The sequence below is a fragment of the Aquibacillus saliphilus genome (genome assembly GCF_020404745.1).
Lineage (GTDB): Bacteria > Bacillota > Bacilli > Bacillales > Amphibacillaceae > Aquibacillus > Aquibacillus saliphilus.
Genome location: NZ_JAIZAP010000007.1, coordinates 169421 through 193555, shown reverse-complemented (window position 1 = coordinate 193555; position 24135 = coordinate 169421). Strand labels below are relative to the sequence as shown.

Here is a 24135-nt window from a genome sequence, read left to right as displayed (position 1 = left end):
CTAAGAGTTGAGTGCTGAATCGGCGTCCCGGAATGCGCACTCAATCTGGTTTTATTCTCACTCAGCGACCCGGAATGCGCACTCAACCTGGATTTATTCTCACTCGGCGGCCCGGAATGCGCACTCAATCTGGATTTATTCTCACTCGGCGTCCCGGAATGAGCACTCAACCTGGATTTATTCTCACTCGGCGTCCCGGAATGCGCACTCAACCTGGTTTTATTCTCACTCAGCGACCCGGAATGCGCACTCAATCTGGTTTTATTCTCACTCAGCGGCCCTCGATTTATTTAGTGCAGATGAAAGCAAATCCTGACAAGCGTTACGTCGCAGTTTCTATCAACTACGACGTATTAGCAACACGCGCGGATTAACATAATTCCAATCGTGTTCATTTTCTCCCTCCACAAATTGGAACTAAATCATAAAAAATTCTGCCTAAAATAATGAATGATTATTATTGAAATCGGAATTCTATAGTTATAGGAGGTGTGAAGCATGGCTCAAGATGTATTATGCGAGGTAAAAAACTGTCATTACTGGGCAAAGGGTAACAAATGCTCTGCGGATGCCATCTACGTGGTCAGCCACAGAGGTAAAGAAGCGTCCAGCCAAGAAGAAACAGACTGCCAAACATTCGAGCCAAACATCTAAGCTTAGCCCTTCTTAATGGGCCTGGCCCCAGCAGCGCCGATGGGTGGGGTCGGGTCTTGCTTCACATCGTTTTACTATGCACAACAACATCAACAGGAAAGCTCCTGAAAAGTTACATTCACACCGGAAAGGGGTCTCTGTTTTTCACCTACTTTATTAAAATGAAAGTTTAAAAATCCTCTTTATTCATCAACCATTCCATTAATTTTTTATATGGAAAATAGATATTTCCATTCACCTCTGTACACGGCACATCTGGATACTTTTCAAGAAATGATTCAACGTCTTGTTTATCAATATTTATATGCCAATGCAAATCCCTCTGTTTAATAAATTGAGGATGATCATCTCCATCATCTAATATCGATGATGCTGCCCCGGGATTACCAAAATTCTTAAGTCCTTCCCCAATAAAATATCCAAATGCCGCTAAACCGGCCGCTATCCAAAAGAAACTCGTCATAGTATCCATCCTCCCCTTGTCCTTTTTACGATTATATGTGGAAATGGTTTCAAGTATTAATGATCGGATCACGACATCTACAATTGTTGCTTGCTTCATCAGGTTACTTTCATTTAAACTTCATTATATAAGTCAATTACATACTACTGATTTCTTGCAATTGTCATCCGCATATAGTTGGGATAGACCGTCCTAAAACTATATACGGATGACAATTGCTTCATAAGGTAATTATGCAATTGATTCATATAAAGGGGCAATGATATATGATTCGAATTATTGCAATAACTCATGAAAAAGAAAATATTATGTTAAACACAATTGTTGAGCTACAGACAATTGATTATAGTTGGTACTGGATTGATTTCAGTCAGCCAACTAGTGACGAGAATAAACTACTAGACGAAAAGTTACACTTCCATCCATTGGCGATTGAAGATTGCATGCAGAGCCTTCAACGACCGAAACTTGATTATTATGATGATTTCACCTTCTTTGTTATGCATGCCATTAACCCAACAGATCTATCAAAGCAGGAGCATGATTTCTTTATCGGAGAAGATTTCATCGTAACCTATCACAACAATGATTCTAAAGAAATTAATCAAACACGCGAGCGATTACTCAAGAATGAGAAGACATTTGATTGGGATAGATACCGAGTTTTTTACGAAGTATTAGACAATATCGTCGATCATTACTTTCCGATTATTTACGAGATTGAGGATGAGCTTGACGAGGTTGAGGAAAATCCTGATGATCAACCGATGAATGTTCTGCTAGATAAGCTGTTTGATCTCAGGCATGAGTTACTTCGGTTACGCCATACCATCAATCCTGTTCGCGATCTATTTTACAGGATGCTGAACTCTAGTCATTTAGAAGGAATCCACCAGCGTAAGGAATACTTTGCTGATATATACGACCATCTACTCAAACTATCCGATATGGTTGCTTCAAATCGCGAAATTACTAATGATATCCGCGATAATTACTTATCCATTAACTCGCACCAAACGAATGAAGTAATGAAAGTATTAACGATCATCACCTCGATTTTCGCACCACTAACATTTATCGCCGGGATTTATGGGATGAACTTTCTTTTTATGCCCGAGCTAGAGTGGCAATATGGCTATTTCATTGTGCTAGCGGTGATGCTGGTGCTTGCTGGAATGATGTATGTTTGGTTTAAGCGCAAGGGCTGGTTCTAGGTGGAATAATTGATCGATGAACAGTTTAATTAAAACCCACTAATAAAGAATTAAAAAACATTCCATACTAAGAAAAACGTTCTTAGTAGGAGTGTTATTTTGGTTATCATTCATTCAATAGGCTCTATGCTTTTTATTCTTTCATTACTATTTGGGATGCCTAGCGAAACAACTGCCGAAACTACAGAGTCTGATAGCTCTTTAAAAAATGTTGACTTCACGACCATTTCTCCAACTTTCCACGGGAAGCTTCCATTACCAGAAATAACTGTCATGCAATGTTTTGTTATGAACGAATCAACGAATGAACTTTACGTATCCCAGGTAATTCCTTCATCCGAACCCTCAGAAAGTTACCGATTATCCAGATATACAATTGATGGGGTTTACCTTGATAGCATGGTTCTAAAGAATGGTGGACATGGAACAACATTCGGTATTGAAAATAGCGATACGGATGTATATATATGGTCAAGCTACGATAAATTAGATGAATCAGGAAATGTGGTAGGGCATGATCTCGTTCGATTTAAATATGTTGGAGGAAATACACTTACTGCATCTTCAATAGCCTTAACAAGGTACGATACGTTTACGAGCGAGCATGTTTTTCCAGTTACGGAGCAAAAAAATAACCGAATTGCTTTTCGGGTTGGAACTGGAACAAGTACAATTGAAATACGGAATTTAGATGATATTAAAAACGGTATCAACCAAGTACTTCATTCCATTTCTATCCCGCAAGATTTAGAATATTTCCAAGGTATGTCCTTAGATGGCGATGACCTTTACTGGTATTCTGGAGATGCTAACTCGGTAAACCACGACCGTGAGATCACCCTATTTGATTTAAAAACGAAAGCTATTAAAAAACGCATGAGAGTTAGCTTTGGTAAAGGAGCATCAGGTGAATACGAAAAAGAATTTAGTGAACCTGAAGGAATTTACTTATATACAGACCCTAAAACGGCTGCAAAATCATTATTCGCGGGAATTGTAACAGGCGAAAAAGCAAAAAGAATTAACAAGCTATATGCCTATCACTCGATGGATAATCGATTGAAGTTCACAAATAATAAGTAATAGAACTAGAACACAACAGAATGGTTGTGTTCTAGTTTATTTTCTAAAGGTTGTATTCCTTAATACATACTTCATAAACTCATCAAAGGTATAAGCATACTTATTCCACTGGTTATACCATTTACGAATCGCTTCTAATAACCAATACGGTACAGACTTACCATCAATAAGATGATAATACTCGTATGCACTTTTCAAATGTTCCCAACGAAAATCATTTCCTGCCTGAACATATTCCGAGACATCAATAATCTTTGCTCTTCCGTTTTGTAGTAAGATATTTTTCAAATGGATATCGCGTGGATTTAATCCCTTTTCCCGTACATACTCTCTCGCCTTCTCCACATCTACTATCACCTGTTCCGGTACATGAATGCCTTGGAGGAGACAATCATAGAGAGTAACCCCCTCCTCATAACTAAGGACAAGAAATTTATCATAAGAGGCATAACACTTTGAAAAGTAGGTGGAATCACCTAAAACATCATAAACACTTTCCTCAATTTCTATCTTCGAAAATTTGCTATCCGCATATAGTTTAAATGCATACTCTGGGGCATGAAGGAACTGAAAAACAGCTGCATCTGTCCCGACACCAACACACCTAAGATCCTCAGAGCTACCGTCTATCATTACAGGTTCATTATTCGAACTTGAAGTAATCGAGATTTGGGAAAGTGACTCAATTGCGCTTTCCCAGCTTTTATTCACCTGAACGCACCTCTCTTTTTTAACTTCATGCGAATTTTATTGAATCTTTACTAAATGAAGATTAGATAAAAAACAGATTTCTAAACAAACTTCCAATTAACTTAAAGAGACGTTTGATTGCGTCCACGATCATACTAAAGAACGAATCGCTTTTCTCTTGTTTTTCGTTCTCTTCATCAACCTGTTCATCCTCATTAGAATTATCGTCAACTCTAACTTCTACCACATCTTCACTCGCATCAGCTTCTGTACTACCCTCATCCAACTCTTCTTCATCAATACCTTCCACTGAGACACCCGATTGTGATGACTCCCGAACAGTAACAGCTTGTTCAGTAGCGTTCATTTTGCTAGTAGAATTATTTACATTTTCTGTATTATTACTACTCTCTTTTTCAGTACTATCATTTGTATCTTTTTTCGGCTTAACATCATCTATACTCTTATTTATTTCTTCACTTTCATTTTCAGTCGGTTCATCGTTAGCTTTATCTGTTTTCTCTTCTTCTTTTTCTTTGTCAGCTTCTTCCTTTTTTTCAACCTCTAATGTGTGGACCACTTTGGTAGTTCCAGATGATTCATTCCCAAAGTTATCGACTGTTTTAAACGACAAAGAGTACTCCGTATTTGGTATTAATCCATCAAACGTGTACTTATTTTCCTCTTGAGTAAAAGTTAGCAATTCATCATCTAAATACACTTTTGTCTTTTTGAAATCGGAATCGGATGGCTGTGTCCAATCAGCGGTAAAAGATTCCGTAGTGACATCACTGATCGATATGCCCGTTACTTCTGCAGGAGGCTGTCTATCTGACATCTTGTAATTGAGCACTCCGTGACCAAACGAGACATCTCTTCCAGGCTCTCCTAAATCCTCTACATAGTTCTTTAGTTCTTCTCGCAACTCTCTATTGGTCATGTCCGGGAACTTTTGTTTTAAAAGTGCTAGCATACCTGTAACATGTGGAGCCGATTGCGATGTACCATCCCGGTACACATAACTATTATTTAGAGACGTGCTTAGCACATTAACTCCAGGTGCAGCAAACTCAATTTCAACACCAGCTGAAGAAAATTCAGTAATTTGAAGCTCCTCGTTTACAGCTGAGACAGCAATCACATCTTGATAGGCTGCTGGAAAAGTTACTGGCACATCGCTACCATCATTACCACCAGACCCGACCATTAAAATATTGTTATTATACGCCTCTTCTGTTATTGCTCTATATGCATCACTTTCATTTTTTGTACCAAAAGAAAAATTAATTATATCCATCTCATTTTGAATAGACCAGTCGATCGCTTCTATTAAATCAGTCATATTGCCTTCTCCCTGGTCATCCAACCCTTTTACAGCATAAAGACTAACATTAGGGGCAACACCAACAACACCTGTATTATTCTTTAGAGATCCAATGATCCCGGCGATATGTGTACCATGACCGTTATCGTCCAACCACTCAGTGGTATAATCAACAGTTGAGAATCCTCCCGCAATAGTTAAATCCTCGTGTGGTGAAATACCGGTGTCAATAACAGCAACCTTCACACCTTCACCTGTATATCCTTCTTCCCAAGCAAATGTAGAACCAATTGCTTCAATATTCCAATACAACTCACTATCAATCTCTCTACCTAGATCCTTTTCCGACACAACATCTTCTTCTGATAGTTTCACAGAAATATTTTCTTCTATATAGGTGATATTTTTATTTCCACTTAAATTTGCTAAAACACTTTTCGGCATAGTTACAGTAACCGCATTGATATGTTTAAACTCATGTATTACTTCGATACTATTATTTATTATCTCTTCTTTTCCTTGTTCATTACTGTAGCCTACAATAACATCTGTCGATTGCTGGCTCTCACCACTCGCACTTGTTGGACTTATAAGCAGATAGCTTAACAAGGCTATTACCACAATATGAGTTAACTGACGATAGTATTTCATCTATGTCGCCCCTCTACTAGTTCATCTGAATTTCTATTAATTTTATCAGATAATGTCGTAGAAAGTCCTCGTTTTTATTGACTTCCAAGCAAATTGGTTCAGGTTACCTATAGAGTTCGTATGAGATATTACTCAGAATTCTATAATCAAGCGATTGCTATAAACCTTATGGTGTCTTATCGGAATTTTAACAAGCTAGTTTGAAACAAGATTGTCATTAATCTAATCTCTACTATATAAATCTCTCGTATATACCTTTTCTTCAACATCCACTAGTTCTGAATGCAGTCTATTTGATACGATGACATCCGATACTTTTTTAAATTCATCTAAATCTTTAATGACTCTTGAATTATAAAAGAAGTCATCTTCAAGCACTGGCTCAAATATGACTAATTCTATACCTTTTGCTTTAATTCTTTTCATAATCCCTTGTATTGCTGATGCTCTGAAATTATCAGAATTGGTTTTCATTGTAAGTCTATATATCCCTACTATAGAAGGGTTTCTTTCAATAATTTTCGAGGAAATGAAATTTTTTCTAGTATGATTTGCTTCTACAATTGCACTAATTAAATTATTAGGGACATCTTGATAATTTGCCCGAAGTTGCATTGTATCTTTTGGTAAACAATATCCTCCGTATCCGAATGAAGGGTTATTATAATAATCACCTATTCTCGGATCTAAACCTACACCTTCGATAATTTGTTTTGAGTTTAATCCTTTTTCTTCTGCATACGTATCTAATTCATTGAAAAATGCCACCCTAAGCGCTAAGTATGTATTCGAAAATAGCTTTACTGCTTCTGCTTCGGTTGAATCAGTAAATAAAACAGGGATATCCTTCTTGTTTGCCCCACTAAGCAACAGCTCAGCAAATTCCTCTGCTCGTTTGGACTGTTCGCCAACAACTATTCTTGATGGATATAAATTGTCATATAAAGCCTTTCCCTCTCGAAGGAATTCTGGTGAGAAAATAATATTATCGATTTGCAGTTTTTTCTTAATGTCTCTCGTATATCCTACTGGAACCGTCGATTTAATAACCACTACAGCATTGGGATTAATTGTCCGAACATCATCTATTACACTTTCAACAGTTTCTGTATTAAAAAAATTCCGTTCAGGGTCATAATCCGTAGGGGTAGCAATAATAACAAACTTCGCTTCTTCATATGCCTTACTCTTATCTGTTGTAGCAACAAGATTTAATTCTTTTGTGGTTAAAAACTCTTCCATTTCCTTATCTACAATTGGTGACTTTTTTCTATTTATCATATCTACCTTTTCTTCAACGATATCAATTGCAACTACCTCATTTTGTTGAGCTAGTAAAATTGCATTCGATAAACCTACATATCCCGTACCCGCTATTGCAATTTTCATTCTTCACCTCTCCATAAGAGTATAATTACCTGCCTATAAAGTATCTGGATAATAATTTAACGGTCTATTTAAGATACTTTGTGTAATAAGTAGATGTTAACTATCACAAATGTATTCCTTTCTTTGTTGAATTGTTTCTGGATGACTAGAATTTATCATTAGGCCAATAGTTTTACTTTTTTTCGTGTTATTAGAGAAGTGTTGTGGTTAGGTTTGTATAGGAAGGTTTTGTTACAAAAGAATAATAAAAGCGGATTAGTTTGAAAATAATAAAAAAAGTATAGTATTTCTGCTGAAAATAAATTACAATATTCATTTGGAGGTGTGTTTTTTGAAATACGTTTATTTAGCGTTATTTTCCATCGTCATCTTTTGGGAGACAGATAGCTTTCAGCAAATCTATGAATTTCACCACTACTGGCAGTACACTGCAAATATTGTACTTGTAGGGTATTTTGCTTTCTTATTGAAAGTATCGGTACCATTTACGAATCTCTTTAAAACAAAAGTGAATAATTAATTACAATATATAAATAGCAGCTATTATAGCAAAAAACAAAAGAGACAAGCATACGTTTGATACGTTTGCTTGTCTCTTTTATTTACTTACTAGATACTGTTGCAACTCTATTTATTTTAGTTAGCTCATTTTTTAATTCATTCATAACATCTTGCAAAGATGCTCCATTGTTGCCTTTATTATATACACTTGTCAGTATGCTTTTCAGCTGTTCTCGATCATTTGCTTTCGTTTGCATGTTTTTCCTCCACAATAAAAATTTTACTATTATATTAAGAATTTTTCTTTTCAAGATTTTCAGTCACGTATTTCCCTGTTAAGTTTCAACTTATGTAACCGTTTGAAACTGTTAAAGTATATTAAAGATTAGACTTATACACTTTAACATACAACAAACAATTTGTAAATAATTGGTTATCTTTAACATTTAATTTCCTTTCTTACTTCCTAAGAATGAACTGGACAATTCTTTCTGTCGACTTACCATCTTGGTAATCAAAAAAACGGTCTTTAAAAGTTTTTACTTTACCAAGATCAAACCTTTTACTTTTAATACATTCTGTTAACTGATTAGTTTTACTAAACAAAGGACCTGGAATTAAGTCTTGGTAGTCATAGTAGAAATCTCGTTGCTCAACATAGTCTTCTATATCATCAGCAAAAAAGACTATCGGCCTTTCTAGTAAGCTAAAGTCAAAAAAAACTGTTGAATAATCTGTGATTAAAATATCGGTCATTATTAAAAGTTCCTGTATATGAAAGTTCTGTCTAACATGATACAAAAAGTCTCCACTTTGACCAATCAGGTCTGTTCCGGGTTTCATATAAGGATGAAGATGAACAACTAAAGCATATCCGTCATCCTTCAGCTCTTTTTCCATCTTCTCAAAATCTATTGGACTTACGTAATCAGCTTGATAGTGACTTTTACCGCGATATGTAGGTGCATATAATATGATTTTCTTATTTCTTAATTCTGGGTACTCTTTATAAAAGTTTGATTCCGTTATTTTCTTGAAGCTAGCAGAAAAAAAGGTATCTGTTCTTGGCGTCCCAAACGGATATATACGTTCAGAAGGAATATTAAATGCCTCTGCATAGTATGGTATTACTTCGGATGAACTAACAAATACCGATGAATAATTTGAATGGATTTTCACATGTTTTAAATAGTCAATACTTGGGCCAAATGACTTACCTACCGTACTATAACCAAATTTCTTTAGCGCACCTGCTGCATGCCACAACTGGATAATCTCTGTGTTTTTTCTTACCTTTATCATATAAGCAGGCAAATAAAAATCATCAATAATAAAATAAGCAGAAGTTGCCAGATGATAAGTTGCTTTTACCATATGGACAACATAATCAAACTTCCCTAAAAAAGAGCTGTGAAACTTTTTCAGAGCAAAGTGACAGTCATATTGAGGGTAGTTTAAATTAATCTCATTCCAAACAGAATAGAGATTGCCCGATAGCTCTTCTGCACGATAAGAGGCGAAAGTTATTTTATTTGGTTTTACTTTCAAAAAAAGACAGATAACCTTATAGATTATTATAACAAGATATTTCACTACTAATGTAGGCGCCAACCTTACAAGATTCAATATAATCTCATCCTTTACAGATAAACAAAGTGAAGCAATAGTCATTGTCACTTTACTTCATTTATGTTTAGTTGTACCAATCAGTGAAGGTTAATTAAATTATCTAGTGATAAAAGAAAAGGCATTATTCTTTGAAACTCCAAAAAAGAATAATGTCTTACTTCATTAACGGTTTACTTTAATAGATTGTTATAAATATAATTCACTTGTTTTTCTAACACCTTACCTTGATTCTGTTTGGAATAGAAAATATTCAAAACACGTTTTCGCTCATTCGCATAAATCGACGGATTCTCCAGGCTTTCCTTAATAGCATCAAGCATCCCGGAAAATTCCTTTGGTCTAGGACCAGGTGTTACATCAAAATAATCATGGTACATTTCATTAGAACTCTTTAAATAGTTAGTTAAATCGTAGCAATAAAAAACAACTGGTCTATCTAATAATAAGTAGTCTGTATAACAACTTGAATAATCTGTCACAAGCATTTCGGCATATTTTAATAAGAACTGCGGATCGAACGTTTCATTACTTATATCGATAATATTCTGATACCGTGTCGGAACATTTCCTTCACTATACATGTGTCTTTTAAAAACAAATTTTACATTCATTTCTTCACAAAAATGGTTCAATTCTTCAAAATTAAAGACTTCATTTACATTACTATCCAATTTCCCTTTTCCTCGATGTGTAGGCATATAAAGGATCACGTTATTATCTTTGTACCACTTTGGTATTTGCAAATCCTCATCAGTCTCCTGGTAGAAAACATCATTACGTACCTGTCCCAATTCTAAAATACGCTTGTTACTCGTTAAGAATGTTTCAGGATAATAAGAAGTTACCTTTTCACTTGTTGATACAACATAGCTTTTTTTTCCTAGATTGGTTCTAACAACTAACATACCGAAAAATCGTTTCAGCCTGCTTTTTTCATTGATCACTTTATAAGAATACGTCTTTTTATTCGCACCCCAAACCTTCTTAAGTCCTACCCCGTGCCAAGTATTATAGGAAATTACACCACCTAAAAATCTATTGTTAAAATCGTCGTTGATCGCATGAGAGTGAATTGCTAACCTTGCTCTTAGTTGATAGTAAATTCCTCGTCGTGAATTAGCTAAATATGCTTCATATCCTCGTTCATTTAAGTTACGAACAATTGACTCACTTTTGGCAATCCAAATACAACGGATTTCGGGATTTTTCACCATCTCTAAGAAAATGTACATTGGATTACCTCTAAAACCATTTCCATTCTCCGAACCAAATATGACTATTCTATTTGATTTAGGAAATAGTTTTGAAAAACCATGGATGGAGATAATTATCGTTCTCTTAAACAATTTGATGAATACCTTAAGCCGATTCGTGATTAAAAATATTAAAATTATGAGAAGCAGTACTGTTTGAATGACATCGAATTGATATTCATTTATATACATCTGTTTTAATTACCCCTTCAGTCATTTATAAAAAATGAAACTTATTTCGAGCTCGATACTTTAGTCATTTGTTTACGTACAGTGATATCTTGTCCATCCAAACAAATACCGTTATCAGATAATAAATTATCAACTATTTCCGCAACGTGTTCCGGTTGCATAATCGTACTTTGATCTTCGTCTGGTGCTAGCGCTCGTCTTAACTCCGTTGCACAGCGACCTGGTGAAATACAATAAACTAATATTCCATACTCAGATAGTTCATCTGATAATGTTTGCGACATACTTATAATAGCTGCTTTTGACGAAGAGTATGCCAACCAACCCGGGCGAGGACTACTCCCAGCTGTAGAGGCAACATTGAGAATCTTCCCACCGGTTTTTTTCATGAATCTAACGACTTCTTTTGTCAGAAAGAAAATAGAGTGAACATTTACTTTATAGGTCATTTCCCAGTTCTCTACTGACGTTTCTAACAACGATTTAGGCTCGGCATATCCCGCTACGTTTAGAAGATAATCAATACTACCATATCGTTCACCAACTGTTTCAATCAGCTCTTGCACTGCTTCATAATCCGTTAAATCCATTGCATAGTACACCACATTCTTGGTAGGATTCATCAGTTGAGCTGTTTCTTGTAATCCATCCTCTGTGCGTGACACGATTATAAAGTTAGTAATATCCTGTCTATTACTGAGAGCAATAGCAATCGATCTCCCAATACCTCTACTTGCCCCTGAAATGATACATGTTTTAGACATTGTAGACATTGCCATTCCCCCCAAGTATGTATTCTTTATAAATAACCTCAGCTATGTTTCTATCAATAGGATTAGTGATTTTTAAATTATATTCGCTTCCTTTTATTACTTTCACCCTTGATTTGTAAAAATCAAAATAAAGACTAGCATCATCAGTAAAGGAAAGTCCTTTTGATGTAGCATTCAAATGTGCAGCTAATAGTTTTTCTGTAGGGAATCTCTGTGGAAGTTGTACATTTATGAGGTAATTGCGTTCTAAATTCTCTTCGATATAATCATTACCTCCCAATACCGTAAATGGTATATCTAGGCCAAAAATAGCCGCTTCATCTTGATTTTGAATAAGTTCTACAAATTCTTCCCTTGTTACAAATGGCCGAACTGCCTCATGAATAATTGATTGTTCATTTGAAACTTCCAACAATCCTTTACAGACAGATTCTTGTCTAGTTGCTCCACCTTCTATACAACGAATCGGCGTACTAAATCCAAAATTATTTAATACTTCCTCCGTATGTTTCATATAGTCTTTCGGTGATGGAATAATTATCTCGTTAATTTCTTCGATTGTATCAATACGCTCAAGCACATGGACTAAGAGTGGTTTTCCACCAACTAACAAGAACTGCTTCGGTGTTGCTAATTTCATTCGAGTCCCAATACCGCCAGATAACAAAATACAACTAACATTACCCATACAATCACCTCATATTTTCTTTTAAGTAATCTTTCTGTTTAAGTTGATTACCAATATAAATCACTTCTAACATTTATATTCATCACAAGTTCTATATATTCATAATACATTCTTTATAACGAACTGTAAACTAGTTTTTAATTTTATAAAGAACAAATTGATTTAGTACAACTTAATATTTAAATCTTAAACCACTTATTTTTATCGTTTTAAGTCCGGGATAAAACCAGCTAAGTCGCTAATTTATTCACTACCTACAATTTAAAAAAATTTCCAGTATTTGATCCAAAGTTAAAATACTTTTATTACTTGAGAAACAAATTATTTATAGAACACTTGAGTTAACAGGAGATAATTTGAAGAAAAGATGTAAATAACCAAAAAAATAATCCTACCAAGTTTAATTGGTAGGATTATCTGGTTTATCTTATTTAAGTGCCTCTTTTGCTAACATCAACCCAATAGAATTATTTTGGTTCCAAATTCGATTATAATTACTTAAGGGGACTGGCCTATTCCCAACATGTGGGGAGACTTCAGGAGTAAAACCAGGTTTTTTTAATGTATCAATAATCCAATCAGTATAACCTCCACCACTTGGATTGCTAGGATGGTATAGACTATAACCAGTTTTATCACTGATCTTTTCCGCAATTTCACGAAATGCTTCTCTTAATCTCCCAGTTGAGTTGTAAGCCCAATATAAAATTTCACCGGAAGAATGATAGGCTACATGTGATTTAAAGTTATGTTTCTTTGTGAAATTGTAAAGTGCTCGTACTTCAGGCTCAATCAATGGCGCTGTGCCTTTATAGCTGTCTGGTCCTGGGCTTGAAGCAACGTTTCTGATAGTTTCCCACCCAGCAGGATATTGTCTATTCAAGTCTACTCCTCTTGAATTGGCTTTCCACGCAGTAAAATTTGTACTACCATTATTCAATCTGATTAATTGAGATTTATTACTGAAGCCATTCGCTCCAAATTGATTCAAGGTCACCCCGTCTGGGTTTACCATAGGTACATAATAGATGGTTACTTGACTGAGCAAATCTCGAACATTATAACCATCGATTTTTGCTCCATTGACAAAAGCTCTACTATACTCATCAATTTGGTTCATAACCAAATTAGTTGTGATCCATTCTCGTGCATGGTGGGATGAGTTGATTGTAATCTTTTTATCTCCGGTCCCCACTTTAACTAAATGTAGATCGCGCCCTTCAACCGATTTACCAATTACATCAGTTCGAATAACTCCTGGATAGGCTTTCTTCAACTTGGTTATGTCATGGACCATTTGATTGTAGGAATAGACTTTCTTAGGGTTAACAATTGCGCCAATATCCACCATCTCTTCTACGACATCATTCTTATGAATATAACCATCATGTTTTTTCCCATCTATGAAAACACTTGCTTCATACCAATTTGAAGTAAAGGATTTGTAAATCAATTTCGAACCGAAGTCATATCCCTTCAGTTTTTTTGAATTTCTTGAAGATCTATTATAAACAAAAGTCTTGTCTCTTACTGCTATCCCGTCTAATTTCTTCTGATTAGCATTCTCATCTATTACGTCATTTTTATGAATAAAACCAGTTTGCGCTTCTCCGTTTACATATACTAAGGCTTGATACCAATCTTCCAGAAAGGTTTTATAGTATAATAGTTTACCTTCATTATAAGATTTCAACACTAACCTGCTCTTACTAGGAGCTGAATAAACTTTTACTTTAGAATGGTATGCATACCCTCTTAGTTTCTCTTGATTATCTACAGGTACTTCAACATCGTTTTTGTGGATGTAACCGATATGCTTTTCTCCATTTTTATAAATTAATGCTTCATACCAATTATCTAAAAAAGTTTTATAGTACAATAAACTACCTTCTTGATAAGATTTCAATGACTGACTATTCTTGCCTGGTTTTGAATAGATATGGGTTCTGTTTAATGCATAACCTGCTAATTTTTCTTGATCATTGACAGGTTCTTCAATATCACTTTTATGGATGTAACCAGTGTATTTTACATTGTTTTTATATATGACCGCTTCATACCATTCACTTAAAAATGTTTTATAATATAGCAAACTACCTTGTTCGTAAGATTTCAAAGAGCTACTACCTTTACTAGGGTTGGAATACACATACGTTTCCCTTACAGCGTATCCTGATGAACTTTTTTGATTCTCAACAGGCGATTCCACATCATTGACATGAATGTATCCCGTTCGAGCATTTCCATTCACATAAACCAACGCTTCATACCAATTGTCTAAATACGTCTTATAATATAGCATTCGTCCAGTCTCATAAGACTTCAAGGGAGAGCCATGTCTACTAGGGCGTTTATACACATTAGTAGCAGAGTTTGTCGAGACACCTTTCAGACTTTCTTGATTTTCAATAGGTTGCTCCACATCAGAAGTAGATATATAACCAGTAGTGGCTTCTCCATTTATAAATACAATAGCTTCGTACCATCCATCAATGAACGTTTTATACGATAACGTATTACCTTGCGGAAAGTCTTTTATTATTTTTGAATTTTCATTTGCATTAGAGTATACGTTTGTTTTATTTTTCAGCGCAATACCTGATAAATTTTGCTGGTTCTGAACTGGTTCTTCCACATCTTCTTGAGATATGTAACCTGTGCGCCAGTCGCCATCCGCGTACACAACAGCTTCATACCAACCAGTTATAAAAGTTTTATAATATAATAGTTTTCCTTTTGGATAGCTTTTCACTATATCACTATTCTTACTCGCGAGAAAATAGACATTAGTCTGATTGTTTGAAGTTATTCCTGATAAATTTTGCTGCTCCTGAACTGGTTTTTCCACATCTTCTTGAGATATGTAGCCTGTGTGCCATTCACCATCCACATACACAACGGCTTTATACCAACCAGTTATAAAAGTTTTATAATATAATAGTTTTCCTTTCGGATAACTCTTCAGCGACACAGAATCCTTAGAAGCTTTCATGTAAACATGTGTTTCATCATTAAGAGCAATTCCAGATAAAGAGCTCGAATCATTCACAGGCTCTTCAATGCCTTCTGTAACTATGTAACCTATCGTTTCTTCCTCTTCAACTTTTACTACCACTTCATACCAACCATTAGTAAAGGGTCGATAAGATACTAATGTACCTTTTTCCATAGATTTCATTACAGTAGAACCCTCAACTGGCTTTTGATAAACACTCATCACATCATGAATTACTACACCATAAAAATCTTGTGACCCGGATTCTATCAATGTAACGTCGTCCTTATGTACAAAACCACTCTTTTTTTCTTTATCAATAATCACTTCTGTATGTAACCAATTATCGGCATTTCCATCTTCCTGGTACGTGATAATGGCACCCACATCGTATTCTATTAATACTTCTGATTCAACATCTTTATCGGCATATACCAGAAGCGTTCCATCCATAGATACCGCTCTGGGTGCTTCCACTTCTTCTGCTGACGTAAAGATAGGTTGATAGACCAAGCCAATCAATCCAATAAAAAATAGGATATTAATTAATAGTTTATACCTCAAAAACAACCCTCCATAAATCTAGTTATTATTTATTATATCAGTTCAAAAGTAATAAAAAAGGTTCAAAGTGAATATTAGTAATATATTGTAGTATGCATATAGTTAGATTAACGATATTAAAAAGGCTGTCCAGCTTTATACAGTTTTGTAATGAAAATGTTATTGTACGTAACAGCCTATTCATAGTAAAATAGAAAGTAATGCTTTTTTAATAATGTACATTTAAGGGGATAGATTGATGTCGAATGAAGAAAAGACTAGAATTAGAAAACTTAAAAAGAAAAAACGAAGAAAAATAATGTATATATTAGCACCTATTCTTATTTTAATTACTGCAACAACAGTTTATGGTGCTGTCCTTATAAATAAAGCTGAAAACGTTGTGGAAGGTTCCTATGAAGATGATGGCCGTAATGGTTCAGATCTAAGAGACACTGAGGTTGACCCTAGTGTTGATGATGTTTCCATTTTATTTGTTGGTGTTGACCAAAGTGAGAAACGAGCTAAGAATAATGAGAGTAATGGTCTTTCAGATGCATTAATTGTTGCCACACTTAATAAAGAAGAAAAAAGCGTCAAAATGTTGAGCATCCCAAGGGACTCTTATGTTTATATACCTGAAGTTGGTTATAAATCAAAAATTAATCATGCACATTCATATGGTGGTGTTACAGCCTCTATTGAAACAGTTGAATCATTATTAGAGATTCCGATTGACTACTATGTTAAATTAAATTTCGAATCCTTTATTGATGTAGTGAATGCCCTTGATGGAATTGAAGTTGAAGTACCATATGAGTTATCTGAACAAAATTCAGAGGATGTGGCAAATGCAATCCATTTGATGCCAGGAGAACAAATGCTCAATGGAGAGGAAGCCTTAGCTTTAGCTCGTACTCGTAAACAAGATAACGACATTGAACGTGGGAAACGACAACAGGAAATTATTAAAGCAATCGTAAAAAGATCTGTTTCCATCAATTCTATTCTAAAAATAGATGATGTCATGGAAGCTGTTGGTAACAACATGACAACAAACATGACATTTAATCAAATTAAAAGTTTCGTTTCTTATGGCTCAAGTGGCGGCTTAGATATGGAAACTCTTAATCTCAAAGGTCACGATTTATGGACCGATGCCTACTACTATGAGTTAGATGAAGAAGACGTTTCTGATAAAAGACAAATTTTGAAAGAACATCTAGGGTTGATTCCAAAAACAACAGCAAATATAGATGATGAAACAGAAAGCATAAATTAATAAAAGCCGGTTGGGAGTCTAATAGATTCCCAACCGGCTTTTATTATAGTAAATATTCGAATTAAAACCTTCTGGTTATTACTCTTAGCATAAATTCAAATACCTTTAGTATTCTTCTCCACCGAAAAGGTTGTTTAACTAATCGATACAACCATTCTAAATTCAACTTAATCCATAGCTCTGGAGCACGTTTGACTTCACCCGCAATAACATCAAAGCTTCCTCCAACACCCATAAAAAAGCCTTTGTTGAACTTATGATAATGCTTTGTGATCCAAGTTTCTTGCCTTGGTGAACCTAGAGCAACAAAAACTAAATCAGGATTTGCTTTTCTGACTGCTTGTACCACTTTTTCATCATCTAAATCAAAAAAACCGTGATAATTTCCTGCAATAAGCAAATGTGGGTGCAATTCTTTAATCCTCGTTATGAATTTTTGATTTATCGATTGACTCGCACCTAGAAAGTAACAACTTAATTCATTTTCCTCTGCATAACCAATCAACTGCGTCATAATATCAAATCCAGGCAAACGCTCAACTATGGGCTCTCCAATTATTTTTGAAGCAATCACAATCCCGGTTCCATCAGGTACAATGTAGTCAGCTTGTTTGACAATATTTTTAAAATCAGCATTTTCCTTTGCTAACATAACTATTTCAGGGTTAGCTGTTACCATATATTTTTTTTCATTCTTATGAAGGTTTGGGTAAATAACCTGATTAAATAGGTCAAGTTTACTTATATTTAAAAAAGGTATATCCATTATCGTTACCCGCTCATTTGTCATATTAGACAACCTTTCTATAGCAACTTCTCAAAAATTAACAAACTATTAGCAAACAATTCTAGTAAAGCTGTCTACTAGAATTAGAATACTACTTACACCTGAATAGAAGTTGGTATTTTTCGACACGTTCTAATCTATTATGACATTAAAACAAATTTGCGACAATTAGTAATAAATGCCTTAATTATTAAAATCACAAAAGAAAAAATGACAAACTAAAAAAATAGTAATTGTTGTATATATCATAAGGAATACAATAAATCCTTATAGTCAGGTAGTGGAGATTTTTGTCATTAATGGATCAATCCATGCTTCCAAACATATATAACTTGGAGTCTATGATTCAGAAATCATAGACTCCCTATAATGACTTGCAATAGATGCTTCTTAAGAGGACTAACACAACTTTTTCGGGGCGATAATTCTAACACCTCTACCAAAACCCATAAATGCGTCAAGTTGTTTATGTTACTTTACTTAGCGAATGATTTTTAAGATAATAATTAAAGACAAGTCTATGGATTACTCCTAAGCATCCTAAGCACCTTATGATATCCTAACGGATTACCTTTCCCTGTTTCTCTATTGCATTCTCTCTATACTGTTTCCTTTCTTTATTAGACATCTTTTTAAATTTCTTTAAGAACTCTTCATACTTTGGTAAAACTTCTTCAACACTTCCATAGTCTTTTACAGTTCCATACTCCAACCAAAGTATTTTTTCACAGAATTCTTTCATTTGCCCGATTGAGTGACTTACAAAAATCATAGTTTTACCTTTTTCTTTAAATTTTTTCATTTTCTCTAAACTTTTTGCTGCAAATGCTTTATCCCCTACAGATAATGCCTCATCAATTATTAAGATATCTGGATCAATACTGACAGAAATTGCAAACCCTAATCGGGTTTTCATTCCACTCGAATAAGACTTAACAGGTTGATCAATAAACCTTTCCAATTCTGCAAATTCGATAATTTCAGGCTCGAGTTGATTTATTTCTTTTTTCGAAAAACCTAACATCAAACATTTTAACTCGATATTATCTCTACCCGTAAGTTCTTTTTTCAAGCCTGTCGAAACTGAAATTAAAGCAGCTTGACCATTTACTGTAACAGTGCCTGATGTTTCTGGCACTACACCACCAATAATATTAGATAATGTAGATTTACCAGAACCGTTAATACCGACAAACCCAATAACATCACCTTTAATAGCCTCAAAATTAATGTTGTTTAAAGCATAGAAGTCATCTCCATAATCTTTCGGAAATATCAGATCCTTTAATCTCTCTCCAGAATCTTTATACAACTTATATTTTTTTGATATATTTTTTACAACAATTGAATTATCCATATAATATCCTCTCATTATAGAAAATCGACAAAGTGTCTTCTAAATTTAACATGGAGCCTTGAACCAACTAAAAAAAGAATAATTGTAACTGCCCAAAAATATAATGTGAACTCCCAATTTTCAATGAAGTACCAACCTAACCCAAAAAATCCGGCTCGATACCCTTCAATAAGGTAATACAATGGATTCAACTTCATTATCATTTGTATTAGCTCATTATCTATTGAAGAAAAAGTCCATAGGATTGGTGATAAATATAGGACCATTCGTAAGGTTGCCGTCAAAAACAAATGAACATCTCTAATGACCGTAGATAACGTAGATGTTACTAAAGCTAATGAATAGGCGAATATCAATGTAGCAATTACAAAATATATTAGTTGCAAGTAATATAAATTGATGTAATACCCTGATATTTGGAAAATAACAATGGTAATTATAATCATACATAGATGAACATAAAACCTTGAGAAAATAACGAAGTTCGGGATTACACTCATCGGAAAGTTCATTTTAGCAAGCATTTTTATCCTAGAATAAATTGACTTTGATGCTTGAATTGTAGACTGATAAAAAAAGAACCAAACAATCAGTCCACATAGCATCCACTGCAAAAAAGGCACCTCAAAGCCATTTTCTAATTCTACGCCTGATCGTTGTCTAATACCATATCCAAAAACGAACCAATAGATCGCTATTAATATTAGTGGATTTATTATTTCCCAAGCCATTCCTAAATAACTATTATTATTTGAACTTTTTAATTCATATACCGAAAGTCTTCGAACTAAATAAAAATGTTTTACTTGTTCTTTTAAGACTATAATTGCGGATTTCATATATATTTTTCCTTCCTAAACAACATTTTCATGAACACTTATCAAATTATACTAATTAAGACTATAAAAAACAATATTGACGAAACGAAAAGACTTGCTACCTTTCAGATAGACAAGCCTTTAGAAGACAAGCAATTAGACTTTAAATACTTCTTCAACAACTCTTTTTGAAGCCAGTCCATCTTCTAGGCTACAGAATTTTTCATAAAAGTCATCAAACTCCTGTGACCGCCTATATCCCTCAATATCAATAGTCTTAATGCAACTGATTACCTCATCCGTCTCTCGAACTAAAGGTCCAGGCGCATTTTCTTCAAAGTCAAAATAAAAACCTCTTAGTTTATCTCGATATTCTTCTATATCATAAACAAAAAATATTATCGGCCGCTTTAAGTTCGCATAATCAAAAAACACAGATGAATAGTCTGTTATGAGTATATCAGATACTAAATACAACTCTCTTATATCCTCATAATAAGAAAAGTCATAAGCAAAACCCTCAAAAGGTGTTAGATCCATGTTCTCAGCGACTAAGTAATGCATTCGCAATACTATTATGTAGTTATCGCCTAACTCATTCCTGAGTTGTTCTAGGTCAAGTTGTAAATCAAATTTATACTTCCCTCGCTCATGAAACTGATTATCACGCCAAGTTGGAGCATATAAGATAACCTTTTTGTCAAATGGCAAATTATTTTTCAATTTTATTAAATCAATCGTTTCTGCTGTATTACTATTAATAAGAAAATCGTTACGGGGATATCCGGATTCAATCATTTCATTATTAAAAGCAAAAGCTCTTCTGAAAATATCTGTAGAATACCGATTCGGTGATATTAGATAATCCCATTTGTTTGATTCCTTTATGAAATCCTGCTTGTATTCTTTTGTATCTGTGCCCGGCATATGGATATCATTAATATCAATTGCAAGTTTTTTCAATGGAGTTCCATGCCAAGTTTGCAAGTACGTTGTATGTTTCGGTTTAGGAATCCATAGTGGTAATCTACTATTCGTAACCCAATACTTTGCCCTCGGCATAACTAATAACCATTTTAACGATAACCGCTTTATAGTATGGATCTTTTTATCTTCAAATTTGTCTGCATTACTTTTATCAAAACTCCAGAGTATTTTATAATCGGCATTACTTTGGACTAGATATTCATAAATAGCCCTTGGATTATCACTATATTGCTTTCCTAAAAAACTTTCGAAGACAATAAGTTTTTCATGTACTGGTAGATAGCCAACCAGCTTAAAAGCGAGATTATATGTTTTTTGTAATAGTATTGATCTTCTTATAACTATACTTAATTTAGATACAATTTTTAAAGGATTGCATTTCAATAAAGTCACCCCTAATTCCCCTAGAAACGGACTTGAATATATTAATTATATTAAATTTAGTAAAAAAGTTCGTTTCTTCTATAAGAATTAAAATTCCATCAAGTTAAATAGCCAAGTTTATAAAGTTTCAATTTTCAATTCTTATTAAAAACCTTTTTAACGACTTTTTCAGAAGCGTGACCGTCATCCCATGAACAAAATTTATCATAAAATCTTTGATATCTTTCTTTATAATCGACATTTAACTCGTCCACATTATGAATCGAATCAATCACTTGATTTGTTGTCTTTAATAACGGTCCAGGCGCTTCTTTTTCGATATCAAAATAGAAACCTCTTAGTGTATCTTGATATAACTCTAAATCGTAGGTAAAAAATAATATCGGCCTTTTAAGATTTGCGTAATCGAAAAATACGGATGAATAATCAGTTATTAAAATATCGGAGATTAAATACAATTCAGCTATATCATCATATTTCGACAAGTCATAGGCAAAGTTTTCAAACTCCGAAATATCAAGTTGATTTGCAATAAAGTAGTGCATTCGAAGAACAACTACATATTCATCGCCTAGTTGTTGATTCATTTTTTCTAAATCAAGTTTTAAGGTAAACTTATATTTGCCAGCACCAAAATACTCGTTGTCTCTCCAAGTAGGAGCATATAGTATGACTTTTTTGTTGGCAGGTATTTTAAGTTTCTTTTTTAATTCTTGAATTCGACTCGCATTATTTTGTGTATATAAAATATCATTTCTGGGATATCCGAATTCTAGTAATTTTTCTTCATATTTAAATGCACTTTTAAAAACTTCAGAGGAATATTTATTTGGAGATACTAAATAATCCCACCTTCTTGATTGAATATAAAAATCGCGTTTATAGTTCGGATTAGCTGAATGGACATCCTTCATATCAAATACTAACTTTTTCAAGGGTGTTCCATGCCAGGTTTGTAAATATATATTACCTTCTCGTTTGTTCAATTGTTTCGGCATTCTAGAGTTGCTAACCCAATACTTCGCTCTTGCCAAATAGTAATAATATTTCAAACTAGACCTTTTCACCTGCTTAGCATTTCCAGGGATTTCTTTATCTGTTTCATTAAAAATCCACACATATTCACAATTGTAATTATTTTTAACCATATATTCATATATGTGTTTTGGATTATCTGAATAATTCTTCCCTAAGAAACTTTCAAACACAACTAGATTCTCTTTAATCGGCTGTCTCATAAATATCGTTCTATATAGATAAAGATATAATTTTTGTCTACTTCTAATTGCTTGTTTTAGATATCTTAATCGATGATGATTTTTACTTATTGATTTATATTTATCAATGTCTCCAATTTTCAAAGCATTAACTTCTCGCCTTAAGATTATGCCATTCGACTTTATTCTTTTGGAATCTACTTTAATTATGCATTTTTTAAGTTGATCAAATAAATAGTCTATGTTTTCGGGGTTTTTAAATGCCGTTACGATTTGTTTTCTATAAATTTCCAGTAAATGATTATCTAAATATGCAGTTGCCACATCATCAGATTGGTACTTTTCTCTCAGTATTAAATAACTTGTTAAGAAATCACTTATCCTTTGTTCTATAGGCAACTGAGAAATTGATGGGTTTGAAATTGGGTCATTTCGCCTTCTTTTGAAGTAAACCGAGCTAGATTGATAAGGTATTTCCTCGTTGTGAACTAAAATAGGTATTATTAAGCTGAAATCGGAGTAGTTTGTAATTTCCTCAGAAAACTTTAAATCATACTTTTCAACAAATTTTTTAGCGATTAATCGATGTATTATAGACCCATTCCTAAAAACTTCCCCTCTTTTTTTTTGATACACATAAGCATCACTTATATCCAAGTTTACACTTTCACTGCCCTGGAGAGAAGGTATGTATCCTAATTCATTTTCATCTTCATTTAAGTCTTTTTCTAGAACCTCTGAACGACTCAAATTAGTCTTTTTCATTTTTCCTGAGATGATATCTCTTCCTTTAATGCTATTTACAAGTATTTCAATACCGTCCTCGGCAAGATAATCATCACTATCTAAAAAGTAAATATATTCTCCCGTAGATTTTTTAATTCCATAATTCCGAGCAGCACCAACCCCACTTTTCTGAGCAAGACTGAAATACTTTATCCGAGAATCCTTGTCTTGAATTTCTTTGCATTTCTCACTAGAAGATTCATCAGAACCGTCATTAACAACTAGAATTTCTAATTCCTGGTATGTTTGATTGATTATAGAACTAATGCAATCGTCTAGGAACTCAGAAGTATTATATACCGGAACTATAATAGACACTTTCTTCAAAATATTCACCTCGTGTTCAATTATCAATCTGATATAACATTTCATTTTATACTTTCTCTATTAAGTTATTCGCTTGAATTATATACTACACTAAGCATGAAGAGGAATGAATACTTCATTTTATACTTATAATCCAGTTTCATGATTT

19 protein-coding genes and 1 pseudogene are annotated in these 24135 nt (G+C 33.9%); 5 read left to right on the top strand and 15 right to left on the bottom strand.

Features of this window, described 5'->3' with window-relative positions; all coding sequences use genetic code 11:
* The first annotated feature begins 498 nt into the window (after positions 1–498).
* Positions 499–654 carry a DUF1540 domain-containing protein gene (locus LD272_RS09465; protein ID WP_226036361.1) on the top strand — a complete coding sequence of 52 codons (156 nt, stop codon included), beginning with the start codon at positions 499–501 and terminating at the stop codon, positions 652–654.
* Positions 655–823: 169 nt separating this feature from the next.
* Here the strand turns inward: LD272_RS09465 and LD272_RS09460 are convergent, their stop codons facing one another.
* Positions 824–1117, bottom strand: a complete 294-nt coding sequence (locus LD272_RS09460; protein WP_226036360.1) for a DNA-binding protein — start codon at positions 1115–1117, stop codon at positions 824–826.
* Positions 1118–1383: 266 nt separating this feature from the next.
* Between LD272_RS09460 and corA the strand changes: the two genes are divergently transcribed.
* Both corA and LD272_RS09450 read left to right on the top strand, forming a co-directional pair.
* Entirely contained in the window at positions 1384–2331 is a 948-nt protein-coding gene (gene corA / locus LD272_RS09455) for a magnesium/cobalt transporter CorA (protein ID WP_226036359.1), read from the top strand.
* Between the two features lie 99 nt (positions 2332–2430).
* Complete coding sequence (locus LD272_RS09450) at positions 2431–3414, top strand: phage baseplate protein (RefSeq protein ID WP_226036358.1); 984 nt, start codon at positions 2431–2433, stop codon at positions 3412–3414.
* 36 nt (positions 3415–3450) lie between these two features.
* On the opposite strand, the gene LD272_RS09445 is transcribed toward LD272_RS09450, so the two are convergent.
* The 3 genes from LD272_RS09445 to LD272_RS09435 form a co-directional block, all read right to left on the bottom strand.
* Positions 3451–4125 carry a serine/threonine protein kinase gene (locus LD272_RS09445; RefSeq protein ID WP_226036357.1) on the bottom strand — a complete coding sequence of 225 codons (675 nt, stop codon included), beginning with the start codon at positions 4123–4125 and terminating at the stop codon, positions 3451–3453.
* Positions 4126–4186: 61 nt separating this feature from the next.
* Entirely contained in the window at positions 4187–6079 is a 1893-nt protein-coding gene (locus LD272_RS09440) for a S8 family serine peptidase (RefSeq protein ID WP_226036356.1), read from the bottom strand.
* A gap of 222 nt (positions 6080–6301) precedes the next feature.
* Complete coding sequence (locus LD272_RS09435; protein WP_226036355.1) at positions 6302–7468, bottom strand: nucleotide sugar dehydrogenase; 1167 nt, start codon at positions 7466–7468, stop codon at positions 6302–6304.
* Positions 7469–7799: 331 nt separating this feature from the next.
* Between LD272_RS09435 and LD272_RS09430 the strand changes: the two genes are divergently transcribed.
* A complete protein-coding gene (locus LD272_RS09430; RefSeq protein WP_226036354.1) occupies positions 7800–7988 on the top strand; it encodes a hypothetical protein in 189 nt (62 codons plus the stop codon).
* Positions 7989–8070: 82 nt separating this feature from the next.
* On the opposite strand, the gene LD272_RS09425 is transcribed toward LD272_RS09430, so the two are convergent.
* The 6 genes from LD272_RS09425 to LD272_RS09400 all read right to left on the bottom strand — a co-directional run bounded on the left by LD272_RS09425 (position 8071) and on the right by LD272_RS09400 (position 16063).
* Positions 8071–8226 carry a bacteriocin immunity family protein gene (locus tag LD272_RS09425; RefSeq protein ID WP_226036353.1) on the bottom strand — a complete coding sequence of 52 codons (156 nt, stop codon included), beginning with the start codon at positions 8224–8226 and terminating at the stop codon, positions 8071–8073.
* A gap of 202 nt (positions 8227–8428) precedes the next feature.
* The gene (locus LD272_RS09420; RefSeq protein ID WP_226036352.1) at positions 8429–9595 is read right to left on the bottom strand and encodes a CDP-glycerol glycerophosphotransferase family protein; all 1167 of its coding nucleotides are present in this window, start codon (positions 9593–9595) and stop codon (positions 8429–8431) included.
* Positions 9596–9768: 173 nt separating this feature from the next.
* Positions 9769–11043 (bottom strand): CDP-glycerol glycerophosphotransferase family protein, encoded by a 1275-nt coding sequence (locus LD272_RS09415; RefSeq protein ID WP_226036351.1) that lies wholly within the window; start codon positions 11041–11043, stop codon positions 9769–9771.
* 41 nt (positions 11044–11084) lie between these two features.
* Entirely contained in the window at positions 11085–11816 is a 732-nt protein-coding gene (locus LD272_RS09410) for an SDR family oxidoreductase (protein ID WP_226036350.1), read from the bottom strand.
* The gene (locus LD272_RS09405) at positions 11800–12504 is read right to left on the bottom strand and encodes an IspD/TarI family cytidylyltransferase (RefSeq protein WP_226036349.1); all 705 of its coding nucleotides are present in this window, start codon (positions 12502–12504) and stop codon (positions 11800–11802) included. Before LD272_RS09405 ends, LD272_RS09410 begins: the two co-directional genes overlap by 17 nt.
* Positions 12505–12931: 427 nt before the next feature.
* Positions 12932–16063, bottom strand: a complete 3132-nt coding sequence (locus tag LD272_RS09400; protein WP_226036348.1) for a M14 family metallocarboxypeptidase — start codon at positions 16061–16063, stop codon at positions 12932–12934.
* Positions 16064–16301: 238 nt separating this feature from the next.
* On the opposite strand from LD272_RS09400, the gene LD272_RS09395 reads away from it, so the two are divergent.
* Entirely contained in the window at positions 16302–17324 is a 1023-nt protein-coding gene (locus LD272_RS09395; protein WP_226036347.1) for an LCP family protein, read from the top strand.
* Between the two features lie 61 nt (positions 17325–17385).
* Here LD272_RS09395 and LD272_RS09390 read toward each other — a convergent pair whose 3' ends face one another.
* From LD272_RS09390 to LD272_RS09370, 5 genes and pseudogenes are all read right to left on the bottom strand, one after another.
* The gene (locus tag LD272_RS09390; RefSeq protein ID WP_226036346.1) at positions 17386–18114 is read right to left on the bottom strand and encodes a WecB/TagA/CpsF family glycosyltransferase; all 729 of its coding nucleotides are present in this window, start codon (positions 18112–18114) and stop codon (positions 17386–17388) included.
* A gap of 556 nt (positions 18115–18670) precedes the next feature.
* Positions 18671–19468 (bottom strand): teichoic acids export ABC transporter ATP-binding subunit TagH, encoded by a 798-nt coding sequence (gene tagH / locus LD272_RS09385; protein WP_226036345.1) that lies wholly within the window; start codon positions 19466–19468, stop codon positions 18671–18673.
* A 14-nt stretch (positions 19469–19482) separates the two neighbouring features.
* Positions 19483–20307 carry an ABC transporter permease gene (locus LD272_RS09380; protein ID WP_226036344.1) on the bottom strand — a complete coding sequence of 275 codons (825 nt, stop codon included), beginning with the start codon at positions 20305–20307 and terminating at the stop codon, positions 19483–19485.
* Between the two features lie 135 nt (positions 20308–20442).
* Positions 20443–21657, bottom strand: a pseudogene (locus LD272_RS09375) (CDP-glycerol glycerophosphotransferase family protein); the annotation flags it as partial.
* Positions 21658–21791: 134 nt separating this feature from the next.
* Complete coding sequence (locus LD272_RS09370) at positions 21792–23978, bottom strand: bifunctional glycosyltransferase/CDP-glycerol:glycerophosphate glycerophosphotransferase (RefSeq protein WP_226036369.1); 2187 nt, start codon at positions 23976–23978, stop codon at positions 21792–21794.
* Positions 23979–24135 lie beyond the last annotated feature (157 nt).

Excerpts from the sequence above, each read along its gene's own strand:
- LD272_RS09395 (WP_226036347.1), top strand. The coding sequence starts at position 16,302 with ATGTCGAATGAAGAAAAGACTAGAATTAGAAAACTTAAAAAGAAAAAA.
- LD272_RS09405 (WP_226036349.1), bottom strand. The coding sequence starts at position 12,504 with ATGGGTAATGTTAGTTGTATTTTGTTATCTGGCGGTATTGGGACTCGA.
- LD272_RS09465 (WP_226036361.1), top strand. The coding sequence starts at position 499 with ATGGCTCAAGATGTATTATGCGAGGTAAAAAACTGTCATTACTGGGCA.
- LD272_RS09415 (WP_226036351.1), bottom strand. The coding sequence starts at position 11,043 with ATGTATATAAATGAATATCAATTCGATGTCATTCAAACAGTACTGCTT.
- LD272_RS09390 (WP_226036346.1), bottom strand. The coding sequence starts at position 18,114 with ATGACAAATGAGCGGGTAACGATAATGGATATACCTTTTTTAAATATA.
- LD272_RS09410 (WP_226036350.1), bottom strand. The coding sequence starts at position 11,816 with ATGTCTACAATGTCTAAAACATGTATCATTTCAGGGGCAAGTAGAGGT.
- tagH (WP_226036345.1), bottom strand. The coding sequence starts at position 19,468 with ATGGATAATTCAATTGTTGTAAAAAATATATCAAAAAAATATAAGTTG.
- LD272_RS09425 (WP_226036353.1), bottom strand. The coding sequence starts at position 8,226 with ATGCAAACGAAAGCAAATGATCGAGAACAGCTGAAAAGCATACTGACA.
- LD272_RS09435 (WP_226036355.1), bottom strand. The coding sequence starts at position 7,468 with ATGAAAATTGCAATAGCGGGTACGGGATATGTAGGTTTATCGAATGCA.
- LD272_RS09440 (WP_226036356.1), bottom strand. The coding sequence starts at position 6,079 with ATGAAATACTATCGTCAGTTAACTCATATTGTGGTAATAGCCTTGTTA.
- LD272_RS09380 (WP_226036344.1), bottom strand. The coding sequence starts at position 20,307 with ATGAAATCCGCAATTATAGTCTTAAAAGAACAAGTAAAACATTTTTAT.
- corA (WP_226036359.1), top strand. The coding sequence starts at position 1,384 with ATGATTCGAATTATTGCAATAACTCATGAAAAAGAAAATATTATGTTA.
- LD272_RS09460 (WP_226036360.1), bottom strand. The coding sequence starts at position 1,117 with ATGACGAGTTTCTTTTGGATAGCGGCCGGTTTAGCGGCATTTGGATAT.